The following is a 15,535-nucleotide window of genomic DNA, read 5'->3' on the forward strand; positions in this document are numbered from 1 at the left end:
CGGGATCACGGGAAAAGAGGGCATGAGCGGCGGCAACCGCCGCTGGCGCCCGCCGCTCCTGCTTTACAGCTATATCGCCACCGAGCTGCTGGCGCCCTTTTTTGCCAGCTTCCTCATTCTCTACTGCGTCTTTTTCCTGGTCCGTCTCATTCCGCTGCTGGAAGTCGTCCTGGCCCTGCGCATCGGCCTGGCCGATTTCATCCGGCTGTTCGCCTATATTTTTCCGCACATGCTGCTCTACATCATCCCCATGGCCAGCATGGCCGGGGTGATCGTCGGCTTTACCCGCCTGACCAACGACCGGGAGATCCTGGCCCTGAAGGCCTGCGGCGTCAGTCTCAAGCACATGCTGCCGCCGGTGGTGGTCATTGCCGCCGCCATCGCCGGCCTGACCGGTCTCTTTTCCGCCAGCCTGATCCCCGCCGGCGCCCTGGGCGTCAAGCAGCTGATGTTCGAACTGGCCAAGGAGAAGATCGACAAGGGGCTCAAGGCCAAGGAGTTCACCGAAGCCCTGGGCGACATCGTTCTCTACGTCGACGACATCGACGACGAGCAGCGCTGGCACGGCGTCTATGTGTCCGACATGCGGGGCCGAACCCAGCCGCTGATCACCGTGGCCCGATCCGGCCACCTGGAAGCCGACATGGAACGGATGCTGGTGACGGTCGTCCTCAACGACGGCACCCTGCACAACAATGAGGGCATGGACAACCAGGTGATCCGTTTCGGCAGGTATCAGTTGCAGATCTCCCTCCAGCCGCCGACCCAGATCGGCAAGGAGGACGTCACCAACCAGAGCCGCGGCGCCATGAGCCAGGAGCAACTGCTCGCCGCCGCGGCCAAGGCCAAACAGCCGGCGGATGCCAGATCGGCCCGGATGTACCTGTCCGAATACCACCATCGCCTGGTGCTGCCGGTGGGCTGCTTCATCCTCAGCCTGATCGGCCTGCCGCTGGGGCTCCAGGCCGCTCCGGGCCGGCGTGCCGTGGGCATTCCCCTGGGGCTGCTCGTCTTCGTGGGCTACTACATCACCCTGACCGTCAGCCGGACCATGAGCGAAGCCGACATCCTGCCGCTGGTGCCGGGCATGTGGCTGCCGAATGCCCTCTTTTTCCTGCTGGCGCTGTATCTCTTCCGGCGGGTGTACCGGGAGCGGCCCCTGGTGCCCGACCGGGTCCTCTGCTTCTTCCATGGGTTGCACGACCGTCTGGTCCTGCCGGTTTGGCGGCGGCTTGCCCGTCTGGCCGCCGTGTTCGTCAAACGGGGAGCGCGGGCGCCGGCCACCACGGACGGTACCGCGAGCGGCGCGGACGGGCTTCCCATCCGCGCCGACCGAACCACCGGCCTGTATCACCTGCCAGAGTGCGTCCACTACCACCGCGCGGAATGCCGGCTCCAGTTCAAGAACGTCCGGGTCGCCCGCGAGGCGGGATTCTCCCCCTGCCCCTTCTGCGATAGGCCGGAGAAGCACGACGAGCCGGCCCCTTGAGCGGGCCGTCTGACCGATACACCCCACCGGGCGGTTGCCCTCGGAGGCGGGCGCTTATATAATAGGGTGTCGCGACAACGAGTTTTTCACCCGACAATGCGGAGGCAGGGATCGAGGCGCGGTTCCCGGCCAAGGAGGCGGTGAGCAGCGATGCAACTGGCAATGGCGGCGCAGATGCGCGAACTTGATCGGCAGACCATCGAGGAGATCGGCATCCCCGGCATGGTCCTGATGGAAAACGCCGGCCGGGGCACGGTCGAGCGGATGGAGCAGGCCTTCGGCCCGGTGGCGGGCAAAACGGTTTGCGTCTTCGCCGGCCCCGGCAACAACGGCGGCGACGGTCTGGTGATCGCCCGCACCGTGCACGGGCTGGGCGGATTTCCCTTTGTCTTCTTTCCGCTCGCCCCGGAACGGCTCACCGGCGACGCCGGCCAGAACTTCGCCGTCTACCAGCGCCTGCGCCTGCCGTACCAGGTGCTCGACAACCAGGAAAAACTGTTCACCCTCGCGGACACCGTCCTCACCCTCAACCGGATGCACCCGATCCATTCCCTGGTGGACGCCCTGTTCGGCACCGGCCTCGAGCGCGAGATCAGCGGCGGCTTCCTGGACACGATCACCTGCATGAACGCCCTGCGGGATCGCCACCGGCTGCCGGTGGTCAGTGTCGACATGCCCTCGGGCCTGCACAGCGACACCGGAGCCGTGCTCGGCGGCGCGGTGGCGGCCGATCTCACCGTGACCTACGGCTTGGCCAAACCCGGCCATTTTCACCACGGCGGCGCCCACGTCGGCCGCCTGGCCTGCATCGACATCGGCATCCCGGCCAAACTGGTCGCCCGGATGGGGCTGCAGGGAACGCTGCTCGACCGGGAACTCGCCGACCTCCTGCGACCACGCCCGGCCACGGCGCACAAGGGCGTCAACGGGCATCTGCTCATCCTGGCCGGTTCCGCGGGCAAGACCGGGGCGGCCCTGCTCTGCGGCCGCGGCGCTCTCCGCAGCGGCGCCGGCCTGGTGACCTTTGCCGTGCCCGGCGATCTCAACCCGATTTTCGAGACTGCCATCGCCGAGACCATGTCGGTCCCCCTGCCCGCTTCGCAGGGTTTTCTGTCCATCGACGACTACCAGCGGATCGAGGCCCTCTGCACCGGCAAAAACGGCATCGTGCTCGGCCCCGGCATCGGCACCGAGGAGGCGACGGTACAACTGGTGCTCCGCCTCTACAATGCCTACCCCGGACCGATGGTGGCCGACGCCGACGCCCTCGCCATCCTGGCCGGTCATCCGGACATTCTCCGCAATCCGGCCGGAGCGAGGATCTTCACGCCCCATCCCGGCGAAATGGCCCGGCTGCTCGACACCTCGATCGAGGCGATCCAGGCCGACCGGCTCGCGGCGGCCCAATGGCTGGGCGGCGACGGCGCGGTCGGACGGCCGCCGCTGATCACCGTACTCAAGGGCGCCGGAACCGTGGTGGCCGCTGCCGGCGGCGACTGGGCCATCAACGGTTCCGGCAATCCCGGCATGGCCACCGGCGGCATGGGCGACGTGCTGGCCGGCATCATTGGCGGCCTGCTGGTCCAGGGACACGATCCCTGGGAAGCCGCCTGCCTCGGGGCCCATCTCCACGGCCTGGCCGCCGACCGGATCGCCGCCGACCGGCCCTACGGCTACACCGCCACCGAGGTGGCACGGCACCTGCCGCAGGTCATCGGCTCACTGCGGCCCCAATCCCATTAAGGAGAATCTATGCTGACAGCAAAGGATATCATGACCCGCGAAGTGATCACGGTCAGGGAAAGCGCCCCGGTGCGGGAGCTGGCCGCGCTCCTGCTCACCAGCAACATCAGCGGCGTGCCGGTGGTCGACGACAGCGGCCTGCTCATCGGCGTGGTCACCGAAAGCGATCTGATCTTTCAGAACAAGAAGGTGCACCTGCCCACCGCCTTCGCCCTGCTCGACGCCTTCGTCTTCCTCGAACGGCCGGGCAAGATGGAGCAGGAACTGAAGAAGATGGCGGGCTCGAAGGTCGGCGACATCTGCACCCGCAATCCGGTCACGGTGACCCCGGACACGGAACTGGACGAACTGGCCACTCTGATGGCCGAGAAGAAGATCCACACCCTGCCGGTGCTGGCGGAGGGGCAGTTGGTGGGCGTGATCGGCAAGTCGGACATCATCCGCACCATCGCCCAGGGGATGTAGCGCTATTCGGTGTAGAGCTGCCAGCAGTTGCGGCCTTTCTTCTTGGCCTCGTACATGGCGATGTCGGCGTGGCGGAGCATGGTCTCGGCATCCTGGCAGTCGAGAGGAAAGACCGAGATGCCGATGCTGGCGCCGATGAAACAGACGTGGTCGCCGGCATCGATGGGCTCGTTGAGCGATTCGATCACCTTCTGGGCCACCAGGGTAGCGCCCTCCAGGGCCTCGGTGCTTTCCAGGAGAATGACGAACTCGTCGCCCCCCAGTCGGCATACCGAGTCCGAGGTCCGCAGGGCCTTGCGCAGCCGTTCGGCCACCTGCATCAGGACGATGTCGCCGACCCCGTGGCCGAACTGGTCGTTGATCGGCTTGAACCGGTCGAGATCGATGAACAGCAGACAGAGGATGCGGCCGTAGCGCCGGGCCAGGGAGATGGCCTGGGGCAGCCGGCGGCGGAAGTAGTTGCGGTTGGGCAGATTGGTGAGCGGGTCGTGGTTGGCCATGTAGCGGATCAGTTCGGCCGCCTCCTGCCGCTCGGTCACGTCCTGGAACACCAGCACCCCGCCGATCAGCCGCTGTCCCTGGCGGATCGGGGTGGAGCGGAAATCCACCGGAAAGCTGGTGCCATCCTTGCGCAGCATCCTGGCCTCGTCGAAGCAGGTGGTGGTCCTGACGTCCGGCCGGGTGAAATAGGGACAGCAATCCTCGGAAAACTCCTCGCTGCCGGGCAGGGAGATCCTGAACACCGCCCGGCAGTCACGCCCCCTCACCTCTTCGCTCGTGTAGCCCAGCATCTTCAGGGCGGCCGGGTTGATGTAGCTGATCAGCCCCTGGTCGTCGACCCCGCAGATACCGTTAGCCGCGGCGTCGAGGATCATCTCGTAGTTGCGGGACAAGAGTTCCAGTTCCTGCTTGGCCCGGTGCGATCCCAGGATGTAGCGGATGCGGTTCTTGAGCACCGGCCAGCGCAACGGCTTGCGGATATAGTCGACGGCCCCGGCGCCATAGGAGCGCTCGATGCTTTTTTCGTCGTCCAGGGCGGTCACCATCAGCACCGGCGGCGGATCGGTCATGGAGGAGCGGATGTGCTCGCACACGCCCGGGCCGTCGATGCCGGGCATGGCGATGTCGAGAATCACGAGGTCGAACGACTGCTCAGCCAACTTCTCCAGGGCCGCGTGCCCATCTTCGGCCTCCACCACCGCATAGCCCTCGCCTTCGAGAAACTGACGCATGAGCATGCGGAGAACTTCGTCGTCATCGACTATCAGAATGACCGGAGTGGAACCGGCGAGCAGGGATACCGTCATAAGCGCAAACGGAAAGAAAAGGGGGAAATATCGTAACCTCTTTTAACCACTCTATGAATCACGGCTTATTAATCAAGCCGTTCAGCGAAAAATTGTTTGACCCGGTCGACGGCGCGGACGATCTGGCCATGGATCCGGTCGATCTGCTGCATGTTGCCGCCCTTGCCCATCTGCTCCGCCAACAGGCAGAGGTGCGCCAGATCCTCGGCTCCGAACTGGCTGCTGCTCCCCTTCATGGTGTGTGCCACCTTGTTGATCGCCTCCAGATCCCTGGCACCGACCGCCTGTTCCAGCTCGGCGAGGCGGCGGTCGAGCGACCGCAGAAACACGCCGATCACCGGGACGATGTCGCCGACATTTTCGCGCAGACGCCGCAAGACCGCCTCGTTGACGGCCGGCGGCCCCAGTGCCGCCCGGTCGCCGTCCTCGGCTGCCGCCATTCCGGGCACGATGGAGCAACGCAGTTCGGGCAGCCAGCGGCTGAGCACCGTCTGCAGCCTGTTGAAGTCCAGCGGCTTGATCAGATAATCCACCATGCCCACTTCCCGGCACCGCTTGTGCGCCGCCGCCGTGGCATCGGCGGTCAGGGCGACCACCGGCGGCACCGGCCGCCGCTGCCGCTCCGCCTCCGTCAGGATCGTTCGGGTGGCGGTGAATCCGTCGAGCACCGGCATCTGGCAATCCATGAAAATCAGGTCGAACCGGCCGGTACGGCAGAGGTCGACGGCCTCCTGGCCGTTGCAGGCCGTGACGATGTCGACCTCGGCGCGGCGGAAGGTCTCCGCCATGACCACCCGGTTGGTTTCTTCGTCGTCAACGATCATGAGGCGCAGGTTGTGCGGCCCCTCGGGAGCGGCGGCAGGCAGGGAAGCCGGCTCTTCCGGTGCCGGCTGCGCCTCTGTTGGCCCGTCGTCCGCCACGGCCACCGCTCCTGTCCTGGGTGGTTGCCGTATTGCCGGCAGCGGCACGGCAAACCAGAAGGTGGCGCCCTGGCCGTACTCCGACTCGACGCCGAAGGTGCCGCCCATCAGCTTGAGGAGCCGGGCGCAGATCGAAAGGCCCAGGCCGCTACCGCCATAGCGGCGGGTCGAGGAGCTGTCCACCTGGCTGAACGGTTGGAACAGCTTGTCGATCGACTCGTGCGGTATCCCCACCCCTGAATCCTCGACCTCGAACCGGAGCCGGTCCTCCCCGCCGGCGGACGCCTCCCGGCGCACCCGCAGGGCGATCGTGCCCTGCTCGGTGAACTTGACCGCGTTGCCGAGCAGGTTGACCAGCACCTGGCGCAGGCGGTAGCTGTCGCCCTGGTAGGACGGCGCCAGTCCGGGATCGATGTCGGCGGTGACCGTCAGGCCCTTGCGCCTGCCGGTCACCCGATAGAGCGACAGCAACTGTTCGAGCAAGCCCCGCAGGTCGAAGGGTTCGAGGTCCAGGGCCATCTTGTCGGCCTCGATCCTGCTGAAATCGAGCAGATTGTTGATCAGGGTGAGCAGGCTGGAGGCCGAGGTGCGGATCAGTTGGGCGAAATGCTTTTGCCGAGGCTGCAGGTCCGTGTCGAGCAACAACTCGCTGATGCCGATGACGCCGTTCATCGGGGTGCGGATCTCGTGGCTGATCATGGCCAGGAAATCGGACTTGGCCTGGTTGGCGGAATCGGCCTGCCGCGCCTGTTGCCGCAAGGCACGGTTTTCCCGCTCCAGTCGCTGGACCTCGGCCTCGAGCTCGGCGATCCGGTTCTGTGCGGGGGCGCTCTTTTCCATGACTCAGGAGAACAGGGAGAGCTGGCGCATCGCGGGCTTGCGGCGGCGCGCCCGCGACTGGGGGAGCGGGGAGAAGACGGCTGCCGGGAGTTCGTCCAGAAACCGGGACGGCTCACGGGGCTCGGCCGGGCCCCCGTACAGGGCGCGCGACCGGCACAAGGTGAGCACCAGGGTGGCGATGGCCCTGGTGATGCCCACGTAGAAAAGCCGCCGTTCTTCTTCCACATGGCGCGGGTGCGTCTCCGGCGGCGCTGCGGCGTGCGGCGTAAGCGGCAGCAGCCCCTCCTCGCAGCCGGCGATGAACACCACCGGAAACTCAAGGCCCTTGGCTGCGTGGAGGGTGGACAGGGTCACCGCCTCGGCGCGCGGATCGTAGAGCACGGAGTCGCTGAAGCGGTGCAGATGGGCGGCGCAATCGGTGAGCGAGCGGTCAAAGGTCAGGGCCAGTTCGCGCAGCCGCTTCAGGTCCGGCTGGGCCGGATCGAGCCGGTACCGGGCAAGGAGCGCGTCGATAACGGCCGCCACCGGTTCGGTGGCCGCCAGGGCGCGCAACTGCGCCAGCACCTGGCGGAACGGTTCGAGCACCGCGTCGATGGGGCCGCCCAGAAGCGGCATGGCGGCAAGCCCGTTCCCCTGCTCCCGCACCGTTTGCCGGAGAAAGGCGCGCACCAGCCGCAGGGCCTGGTCGCCGATGCCCTGTTCCTTTCGCACCAGCGCCAGCAGTTGGTCCGGTTCGGCCCGGCCGGCCAGCAAAAGCAGCCAATGGTAGAGCAGGCGGCAGTCCCCCTTGGTGTAATAGGCTTCGAGATCGACCAGTTGGAAGGGAAGGCCCCGTTCGGCGAGCGCCCTGCCGATGGCCTCGGCCTGGCGGCCGGTGCGGTAGAGCACGCCGATGTCGCGCAGGCCGACCGCGCCGCCGCCGGTGTGATCGAACCGCTCAAGGCTGCGGTGCGAAGTGCCGCCCAGGCGGATCTCGATCTGCTCGGCGATGAACCGGGCCTCGCCTTCGGGTGTGGCGCATTCCTGGCGATGGACGGTCCCCTGGCGGGAGGAGAGGGGCTGCATCGCCGCGGGCGGCAGCGGATGGGGATTGTGGCCGATCAGTTGTTCGGCGGCGCCGACGATGACCGGGGCGCTGCGGTAGTTGCGGATCAGGTGGTGCACCTCGGGGTGCATCTCGCGGATAAACGTGTAAAACCACTGCGGATCGGACCCGCGGAACCCGTAGATCGCCTGATCCGGGTCGCCGATGGCGAACACGGTCGAGGTCTGCGCCAGGAGGGCGACCAGGGCGTACTGGGCCGCGTTGACATCCTGGAATTCGTCGACCAGGAGATGACCGGTGGCGGCCCGGATGGCGGCGGCTTCCGCACCGTCCCGGCGCAGCAGTTCCACGGTGCGCGGCACCACCGCCTCGATGTCGATCAGAAAGCGTTCCGTCAGGGCGGCGAGATAGCGGCGGGTTTCGACGGACTGGTCCCCGGCTTCGGATCGACGGAACAGCTCGCTCAAGGCGCGGGAAAAACCATCCCGCTCGCCGGCGCTCCATCCGGGAAACAACTCCTCGATCAGGGCGGCCCGTTCCTCCGGCCCCGCCACCTGGAGATTGGGGGTGAAACGCCGCAACTGGGCCAGGCAATAGCCGTGGAAGGTGGCCACAATCACCGGTGCGCTTGCCGTTGCCGCATCCCGCAACCGCTCCCGGACTTCGTCCGCCGCCTTGTTGGTGAAGGTGATCACCGTGTTGGGTCGGTCCGCCTGTGCGGCCAACCGCCGCACCCGGCTCACCAGGGTGTGGGTCTTGCCGGTGCCCGGTCCGGCCTGGACCAGGATCAGCGCGGCCGTACTGGCCACCGCCCCCTGCTGCTCGCCGTTCAGTTCCCTGATGGCCGGCCCTGCTGCCGGGTCCGTTTTCTCCGGGCGCGACTCCAGCCGTTCGCGTTTTCTGGCCGCCGTGCGCGCCGGCCCGGCAGCCGCACCGAACAGGCTGGCTTGGCCGCAGAGCTCGGCGCGTTCGCCTTCGGAAAAGACGGTGATCACCCCAAACTCGCCGTCGTAGCCGGGCCGGCGAATCACCCGGTTGGACCGCATCCGCTCGATCGCCTCGGCCAGCAGCGAAAATCCCCTGGCCCGGATCGCCTCCACCGGCGTGTCGAGCAGCAGGCCGAACTCGGAGCCGAAGGTGTTGATCAGCCGGACATACCCCTCCATCACCTTTTTGCTCGTCGGGCCGCAATCGAGCAGTTCGGCCACGACCTCCTGCAGGGGGATGAGGCTGTGCACTCCCGGACTACCCGGCGGCAGCACCGGCCGCTCCCGGTCGGCCAGTTCCATCACCCGGTGGAGCACGCCGATGGTCAGGGGCTTGCCGCAGACCGGGCAGAGCCCCCCGGCCGCGCGGGTCTCGCGGGGCTCCAGGCAGACCTGGCATTTGCGGTGGCCGTCGCAGTGGTACTTGCCCTCCTCGGGATAGAACTCGACCGTGGCGGCGAAGACCTGCTGCCCCGCCTCGTCGACCGGCGCCCGCAGGGCCTCGCGCAGGGAAAAGTAATCGAAGCCGGTGGCGAACAGGTTGGCCTCGCGGCCCAGTTTGGCCGGCGAATGGCAGTCCGAATTGGAGATGAGGGTGAACCGGTCCAGGGCCGAGATCAGCCGGTTCATCTCCGGGTCCGAGGACAGGCCGGTTTCCAGGGCGAACACGTGGGGGCTGAGATCGCCGAAGCATTCCTCGATCGAGTCGAAGCCCGATTTCGAGCCGAAAAGCGAAAACCAGGGGGTCCAGACATGGGCCGGGACGAGGAAGCCCTCGGGCGCCTTTTTCAGCAGGATTTCGAGCAGATCGCGGGAATCGAGGCCGAGGATCGGCCGGCCGTCGGCGGCGATGTTGCCCAGGGTGGCCAGGGTGGCGTTGAGGCGGCGGGCGGCATCGAAATCCGGCACGTAGAGCAGGTTGTGCACCTTGCGCACCTTGCCGCCCCGTTTGTAGATGGAACTGATTTCGGCGCTGAGCAGGAAGCGGATGGCGGTGAGCGGCACCGCCGGCCGGATGCCCGGCGGCAGCAGGCCGGCAAGCGCCCCACCCGGTTCAGCCTTAAGGCGGAAGAAACCCGGTTCGGCCTCCTCCAGGCAGTCGTGCAGATGGGCGAACCAGCCGGGGTGGGTGAAATCGCCGGTGCCGACCACGCCGATACCCTTGACCGCGGCCCAGGCGGCCAGGCCGTACAGGTTGCTGGCCTGGCTGGTGGCCCGGGAATAGTGGCTGTGGATGTGGAGATCGGCGATGTAGTTCACGGGGACTCCTTCCAGCCGTAGAGGTGGTGGCGCCGGATGTGGGCCAGAACCGGCGGCGGCAGCAGGGCCGGCATCGTGCCGCGGGCCAGCTCCTCGCGGATGGCCGAAGAGGAGACCGGCAGCTCGATATCGTCGAGGTAGATCGCCGTCCGGCCGTCCCGACCAAGCCATCGTTCCCGGCCGGCATCGCGGGCAAAGGCCGGCGCCAGGGCGGCCAGCGCCCGCTCGACGGTGGCCGCGGCGATCGCCTCCCGCTTGACCACAATCAGGTCGACCAGGGCCAGGAGATCGTCGACCCGGTGCCAGTGGGGCAGATCAAGGAGCGAGTCGGCGCCGATGATGAGGCTGTAGCGGTGGCGGCCTTCCCGCATCAGGGCCTGCACCGTGTTGACGGTGTAGGAGGGCGGCGGCAGCTCCGCCTCGATGCGCGAACAGCGGAGGCGGCCGCCGGTATCGGGGCAACCGGCCAGGGCCGCTTCGATCATCGCCGTCCGGTGGGCGAAGGAGGCCACCGGCTGGCGCTTGTGCGGCGGCAGCAGGGCCGGAATGAACAGCAGCCGGTCGAGCCGGCAGCGGTCGAGCACATGGAGCGCCACATCGAGGTGCCCCTGGTGGACGGGATCAAAGGTCCCGCCGAACAGCCCGACCGTCAGTTCTCCGTCCGGAGCGGCCACGCGTCAGGTCCGGGTTTCGCCGGCGCCGTAGACGATGAACTTCTGCGTGGTCAACTCCTTCAAGCCCATGGGACCGTAGGCGTGCAGCTTGGTGGTGGAGATGCCGATCTCTGCGCCCAGCCCGAACTGGCCGCCGTCGTTGAACCGGGTGGAGGCGTTGACCATCACCGCCGAGGCGTCGACCTCGCGCAGGAAGCGCTGGCTGCGCTCGTAGGAGCGGGTGATGATGATCTCGGTGTGTCTGGAGCCGTAGCGGTCGATATAGTCCATGGCTTCGTCGATACCCGCCACCACCTTCACCACCAGGGCCAGGTCGAGGAACTCGGTGCCCCAGTCGCTGTCCGCGGCCGGCTCGATCATCTCGTCGCAGATCAGGCAGCTGGAACGGCAGCCGAGCAGGCGCACCCCCTCCTTGTTCAGGGCCTGCGCCACCTTGGGCAGGAACTCCTCGGCGATCTCCCGGTGGACCAGCAGCCCTTCGAGGGCGTTGCACACGCCCGGCCGCTGCACCTTGGCGTTCAGGATGATGGGGATGGCCATGTCCTGGTCGGCATCGGCATCGACGAAACAGTGGCAGACGCCCTTGTAATGCTTGAGCACCGGGATGCGCGATTTCGCGGTCACCGCCCGGATCAGGCCCTCGCCGCCGCGCGGAATAACCAGGTCGATGTATTCCTCCTGCAGGAGCAGGACGTCGATCCCTTCCCGGTCGGTGAAGCCCAGCACCTGGACGATGGCGGGGTCGACCTTGTGTTTGGTCAGCACCTCCTGCAACACCTTGGCCAGGGCCAGATTGGAATGGATGGCCTCGGAGCCGCCGCGGAGGATGACCGCGTTGCCGGCTTTCAGGCACAGCGCCGCCGAGTCGATGGTGACGTTGGGCCGGGATTCGTAGATCATCAGGATAACGCCCAGGGGCACCCGCATCCGGCCGACGACGATGCCGCTGGGCCGGCGGCGCATCTCGTTCACCTCGCCCACCGGGTCCTCCAGAGCGGCCACCTCGCGCAACCCCTGGACCATGTCCCTGATCCCCTTTTCGGTGAGCCGCAGGCGGTCGAGCATGGCGGCGGACAAGCCTTTCTTTTCGCCTTCGGCCATGTCCTTGAGATTTTCGGCGAGGATATACGGCTGCTGCGCGATCAGGGCCTCACCGATATCGAGCAGAATGGCGTTTTTCAGGGCAGCCGGCATGGCGCTGAGACTCCGGGCCGCGCCCTTGGCTTTTTTCACCATGTCCAGGACTGTTGCTTCGATCTGTGCCCGTTCCATGCGGTCGTCTCCTCCTGTCGTCTGCAATTGTGCGCCCCGTCTTCAGGGCAACGTGTTCACTATGACGCGAAGCGCCGGTCTTGTAAAGCGGCTTTATACCACTCCCTCGCTGCCGAGGATCACCAGGTTGTCGCGGTGGATGACCTCGTCGGCGTCCTTGGTCCCGAGGATGGCGGCGATTTCTCCGGTTTTGCGGCCCCTGATCCGCTCGATGTCGGCCGCGCCGTAATTGCTCAGCCCGGCGGCGATCACCGTGCCCCGGCGGTCGAGACAGTGGACCGGCGCGCCCACGGCAAAGCTGCCCCGGACCTCGACGATGCCCGAGGGCAGCAGGCTCCGCCCCTGCTCGACCAGGGCGCGGCGGGCGCCGTCGTCGACCACCAGAGTCCCCTGCGGTTTGAGCACGTAGGCGATCCAGTGCTTGCGCCGGTTGAGCGTGCCCTTGCCGGGCAGGAAAAAGGTGCCCACCAGTTCGCCGCTGAACAGGGCCTGAAGGATCTCCGGGTGCCGGCCGGGGCCGATGAAGGACGAACCGCCGCAGGCCGCCACCATCTTGGCGGCGCGCAGCTTGGCCATCATGCCGCCGGTGCCGAGCGCACTGCCCGAATGGCCGGCCATGCGCTCGATCTCCCTGGTGATGGCGGCCACGGTGTAGATGGGCCGGGCATCGGGATCTTCCGCCGGATGACCTGTGTAGAGGCAGTCGACATCGGTGAGGATGATGAACATGTCGGCGCCGATCATGTTGGTCATGAGCGCGCCCAGGGTGTCGTTGTCGGAGAAGCGCAGCTCCTCGGCCGAGACCGTGTCGTTTTCGTTGATGATCGGCACCACCCCGAACTCGAACAGGGTGCGGATGGTGTTGCGGACGTTCAGATAGCGGCCCCGGTTGGACAAATCGGCGTGGGTCAGCAGCACCTGGGCCACCGGCTGCCGGAAGACGGCGAAGGCCAGTTCGTAGGCCTGCATCAACAATCCCTGCCCGGTGGCGGCCAGGGCCTGTTTGACCCGGAGTTCCTCGTGCGGCGTCCTGGCCACGCCCAGCCGCTTGCGGCCGGCGGCCACCGCCCCGGAACTGACCAGGATCACCTCGCGGCCGGTAGACTGGAGAAAGGAAATCTGGCGGGCGATATTGGCGACGATCGACTCGTCGAGACCGTTGTCGCCGGTGAGCACGGCGCTGCCGACCTTGATCACCACTCTTTTGGCCTGATCGAAGAGGGTCTGACGGTAATAGAGCCCGTCTTCCTTATTCACCTGAAAGGTCATGGCGCGCCTCCGCCCGCTGCCGCTCCAGCAGGTCGCCGAGCAGCTCTCGCAACGATTCCAGGCCCTCGCCCTCCGCCGCCGAGATGGCGAGCAGCGGCAGGTCGAGGCCGGCAAACTGTGCCCTGACCTGATCGAGCCGCTGGCCATCGATCAGGTCGATCTTGTTGAGGACGATCACATGGCGTCGGTCGAGCAGCTCCCGCTTGTAGGCGGCCAACTCCCGGGCCAGCACCAGATAGTCCTCGTAGGGTTGGTTCTCCTCGCCGGAGACATCGATGAGATGGAGCAGGATCGAGGTCCGCTCGATATGGCGGAGGAACTGGTGCCCCAGGCCCACGCCCTGGTGCGCGCCCTCGATCAGCCCCGGAATGTCGGCGATGATGCAGGGATCAATGTACTTGAAGGCAAGCACCCCCAGTTGCGGCTCCAGGGTGGTGAAGGGATAGGGGGCTATCTTGGGATTGGCCGCCGACAGCCGGGACAGGAGCGTCGACTTGCCGGCGTTGGGCAGGCCGATCAGGCCGACATCGGCCAGCAGCTTGAGTTCGATCAACAGCCAGCGCTCCTCGCCCGGCTGTCCCGGCGTGGCCTTGCGCGGCGCCCTGTTGGTGGAGGTGGCGAAGCGGGCGTTGCCCAAACCGCCCCTGCCGCCCTCGGCGGCGCAGAAGGTCTGGCCGTGCGCGGTCAGATCGACCAGCACCGCGCCGGTTTCGGCGTCCTTGAGCACCGAGCCCACCGGCACCCGCACCACGCAATCCTTGCCGCCGCGGCCGTGCTTGTCGCTGCCCTGGCCACCGGCGCCGGATTCGGCCTTGAAATGGGATTTGTAGCGGAAATCGATCAGGGAGCCCAGGTTGCGGTCGGCGATCAGGATGACGTCGCCGCCGTTGCCGCCGTCGCCGCCGTTGGGGCCGCCCTTGGGCACAAATTTCTCCCGCCGGAAACTGACGCAGCCGTTGCCGCCGTCACCCGCCTTGACGAAAAATTTGGCTTCATCGACAAAACCCATGATCTATCCGCGACCTGCAAGGAAGACACTACGAAAAAAACCCGGCATCATCATGTGTTGATGCCGGGTTGCAACAGACTGTGGGGGGGGGCTGCGGCGCGACGCGCCTCGCCTCCCGGGCGGGAGACGATCAGCCCTGCTCGATGGGATAGACGGAAACGCGCTTGCGATCCTTGCCGAAATCCTCGAACTTGACGGTGCCGTCGATCTTGGCGAACAGGGTGTAATCGCGGCCGCAACCGACATTGGCGCCGGGATGGATGACCGTGCCCAGCTGCCGCACCAGGATATTGCCGGCCTTGACGACCTGCCCGCCGAACCGCTTGACCCCGCGCCGCTGGCCGGCGCTGTCGCGGCCGTTGCGTGAACTGCCGCCCGCTTTCTTATGTGCCATGGTATGCCCTCCGGATGTACGTGTTGCTTATGCCGAAATCGTCTCGATGTTCAGGGCGGTGTACATTTGCCGGTGGCCTTTTTTGACCTGATAGCCCTTCCGCCGCTTCTTCTTGAAAACGATGACCTTCTTATGTCGCCCCTGCTCCAGGATCTTGGCCACCACCTTGGCGCCGTCGACCACGGGCTGGCCGATCTTGACCGTCTCGCCGTCGACCAGCAGCAGAACGTCCGCCAACTCCACGGTGTCGCCCACTTCGCCCTCCAGCTTCTCGACGCGCAGGGTATCGCCGGCCTCCACCTGATACTGTTTGCCGCCGGTGCGGATTATTGCATACATGCGACTCCTCCTCTCTTTCCTCAACAAAAACGTCATGCAATGGAAATAATCAGTCGTAGAACGCGGCATTTAACTCGATGACGCCGGAGTTTGTCAAGAGTTATATTCATCTCCGGGCCTTTTCCCGGCGGCGCTGGGTTTTTTTTTTTCCCTCTGTCCCGGACGGAACAGGCGTGCCTGTCGACCGGCGGTCCGCCCCGCGCAAGGAGAATTCCTCCTGACTCGAACATGGTTTTCCTTGTCGCCGGCCGGAAAAAATTATAGTGTATCGTCAATAACATGGCTGTCCATATCCGTTTTTTACGACAAAAAACGGCGGAAAGCACCCGTCAATCCTCACTTTCAGGAGAAGTCCCTATGCAGAAGATGGAATGCCCCTGCGGGTACGTCTACGATCCCGCTGAAGGCGATTACGAACACGGTGTAGCGCCAGGCACGGCCTTCGCCGACCTGCCGGATGACTGGGTCTGCCCCAAGTGCGGCGCGGAAAAGGAATACTTTTACGCCGTCGATTGAGTTTCTC

13 protein-coding genes are annotated in these 15,535 nt (G+C 66.2%); 4 read left to right on the forward strand and 9 right to left on the reverse strand.

The features are described 5' to 3' along the window. The first annotated feature begins 22 nt into the window (after window positions 1-22). The 3 genes from lptF (at window position 23) to Q362_RS0105735 (ending at window position 3,697) form a co-directional block, all read left to right on the forward strand. Window positions 23-1,489 carry an LPS export ABC transporter permease LptF gene (lptF, locus tag Q362_RS0105725; RefSeq protein WP_245590167.1) on the forward strand — a complete coding sequence of 489 codons (1,467 nt, stop codon included), beginning with the start codon at window positions 23-25 and terminating at the stop codon, window positions 1,487-1,489. A 150-nt stretch (window positions 1,490-1,639) separates the two neighbouring features. Then, window positions 1,640-3,232 (forward strand): bifunctional ADP-dependent NAD(P)H-hydrate dehydratase/NAD(P)H-hydrate epimerase, encoded by a 1,593-nt coding sequence (locus Q362_RS0105730; RefSeq protein WP_028317906.1) that lies wholly within the window; start codon window positions 1,640-1,642, stop codon window positions 3,230-3,232. Between the two features lie 9 nt (window positions 3,233-3,241). Beyond that, the gene (locus Q362_RS0105735) at window positions 3,242-3,697 is read left to right on the forward strand and encodes a CBS domain-containing protein (RefSeq protein ID WP_028317907.1); all 456 of its coding nucleotides are present in this window, start codon (window positions 3,242-3,244) and stop codon (window positions 3,695-3,697) included. A gap of 2 nt (window positions 3,698-3,699) precedes the next feature. Here the strand turns inward: Q362_RS0105735 and Q362_RS0105740 are convergent, their stop codons facing one another. The 9 genes from Q362_RS0105740 to rplU form a co-directional block, all read right to left on the reverse strand. After that, entirely contained in the window at window positions 3,700-5,004 is a 1,305-nt protein-coding gene (locus Q362_RS0105740; RefSeq protein ID WP_084312343.1) for a two-component system response regulator, read from the reverse strand. A gap of 68 nt (window positions 5,005-5,072) precedes the next feature. Next, entirely contained in the window at window positions 5,073-6,764 is a 1,692-nt protein-coding gene (locus Q362_RS19330) for an ATP-binding protein (protein WP_051553739.1), read from the reverse strand. 3 nt (window positions 6,765-6,767) lie between these two features. Next, window positions 6,768-10,055: a UvrD-helicase domain-containing protein gene (locus tag Q362_RS0105750; RefSeq protein ID WP_028317909.1), complete on the reverse strand. Its 3,288-nt coding sequence runs from the start codon at window positions 10,053-10,055 to the stop codon at window positions 6,768-6,770. Further along, window positions 10,052-10,729 (reverse strand): nicotinate (nicotinamide) nucleotide adenylyltransferase, encoded by a 678-nt coding sequence (gene nadD, locus Q362_RS0105755; RefSeq protein ID WP_028317910.1) that lies wholly within the window; start codon window positions 10,727-10,729, stop codon window positions 10,052-10,054. Before nadD ends, Q362_RS0105750 begins: the two co-directional genes overlap by 4 nt. A 3-nt stretch (window positions 10,730-10,732) precedes the next feature. Continuing rightward, on the reverse strand, window positions 10,733-12,001 hold the full coding sequence (locus tag Q362_RS0105760; RefSeq protein ID WP_028317911.1) for a glutamate-5-semialdehyde dehydrogenase: 1,269 nt from the start codon (window positions 11,999-12,001) through the stop codon (window positions 10,733-10,735). 93 nt (window positions 12,002-12,094) lie between these two features. After that, complete coding sequence (gene proB / locus Q362_RS0105765; protein ID WP_028317912.1) at window positions 12,095-13,270, reverse strand: glutamate 5-kinase; 1,176 nt, start codon at window positions 13,268-13,270, stop codon at window positions 12,095-12,097. Further along, on the reverse strand, window positions 13,251-14,279 hold the full coding sequence (gene obgE, locus Q362_RS19335) for a GTPase ObgE (protein ID WP_051553741.1): 1,029 nt from the start codon (window positions 14,277-14,279) through the stop codon (window positions 13,251-13,253). Before obgE ends, proB begins: the two co-directional genes overlap by 20 nt. 130 nt (window positions 14,280-14,409) lie before the next feature. Beyond that, window positions 14,410-14,673 (reverse strand): 50S ribosomal protein L27, encoded by a 264-nt coding sequence (rpmA, locus tag Q362_RS0105775; RefSeq protein ID WP_028317913.1) that lies wholly within the window; start codon window positions 14,671-14,673, stop codon window positions 14,410-14,412. A 27-nt stretch (window positions 14,674-14,700) separates the two neighbouring features. Beyond that, window positions 14,701-15,012, reverse strand: a complete 312-nt coding sequence (rplU, locus tag Q362_RS0105780) for a 50S ribosomal protein L21 (protein ID WP_028317914.1) — start codon at window positions 15,010-15,012, stop codon at window positions 14,701-14,703. A 357-nt stretch (window positions 15,013-15,369) separates the two neighbouring features. Here rplU and Q362_RS0105790 point away from each other — a divergent pair, with 357 nt between their 5' ends. Then, a complete protein-coding gene (locus Q362_RS0105790; RefSeq protein WP_028317915.1) occupies window positions 15,370-15,528 on the forward strand; it encodes a rubredoxin in 159 nt (52 codons plus the stop codon). Window positions 15,529-15,535: the final 7 nt, after the last annotated feature.

The sequence above is a fragment of the Desulfobulbus elongatus DSM 2908 genome, from assembly GCF_000621145.1.
Lineage (GTDB): Bacteria > Desulfobacterota > Desulfobulbia > Desulfobulbales > Desulfobulbaceae > Desulfobulbus > Desulfobulbus elongatus.

Bases quoted from the DNA above. Each gene is read 5' to 3' on its own strand.
- Q362_RS0105740 (WP_084312343.1), bottom strand. From the start codon at position 5,004: ATGACGGTATCCCTGCTCGCCGGTTCCACTCCGGTCATTCTGATAGTC.
- lptF (WP_245590167.1), top strand. From the start codon at position 23: ATGAGCGGCGGCAACCGCCGCTGGCGCCCGCCGCTCCTGCTTTACAGC.
- Q362_RS0105760 (WP_028317911.1), bottom strand. From the start codon at position 12,001: ATGGAACGGGCACAGATCGAAGCAACAGTCCTGGACATGGTGAAAAAA.
- obgE (WP_051553741.1), bottom strand. From the start codon at position 14,279: ATGGGTTTTGTCGATGAAGCCAAATTTTTCGTCAAGGCGGGTGACGGC.
- Q362_RS0105735 (WP_028317907.1), top strand. From the start codon at position 3,242: ATGCTGACAGCAAAGGATATCATGACCCGCGAAGTGATCACGGTCAGG.
- rpmA (WP_028317913.1), bottom strand. From the start codon at position 14,673: ATGGCACATAAGAAAGCGGGCGGCAGTTCACGCAACGGCCGCGACAGC.
- rplU (WP_028317914.1), bottom strand. From the start codon at position 15,012: ATGTATGCAATAATCCGCACCGGCGGCAAACAGTATCAGGTGGAGGCC.
- Q362_RS19330 (WP_051553739.1), bottom strand. From the start codon at position 6,764: ATGGAAAAGAGCGCCCCCGCACAGAACCGGATCGCCGAGCTCGAGGCC.
- Q362_RS0105790 (WP_028317915.1), top strand. From the start codon at position 15,370: ATGCAGAAGATGGAATGCCCCTGCGGGTACGTCTACGATCCCGCTGAA.
- proB (WP_028317912.1), bottom strand. From the start codon at position 13,270: ATGACCTTTCAGGTGAATAAGGAAGACGGGCTCTATTACCGTCAGACC.
- Q362_RS0105730 (WP_028317906.1), top strand. From the start codon at position 1,640: ATGCAACTGGCAATGGCGGCGCAGATGCGCGAACTTGATCGGCAGACC.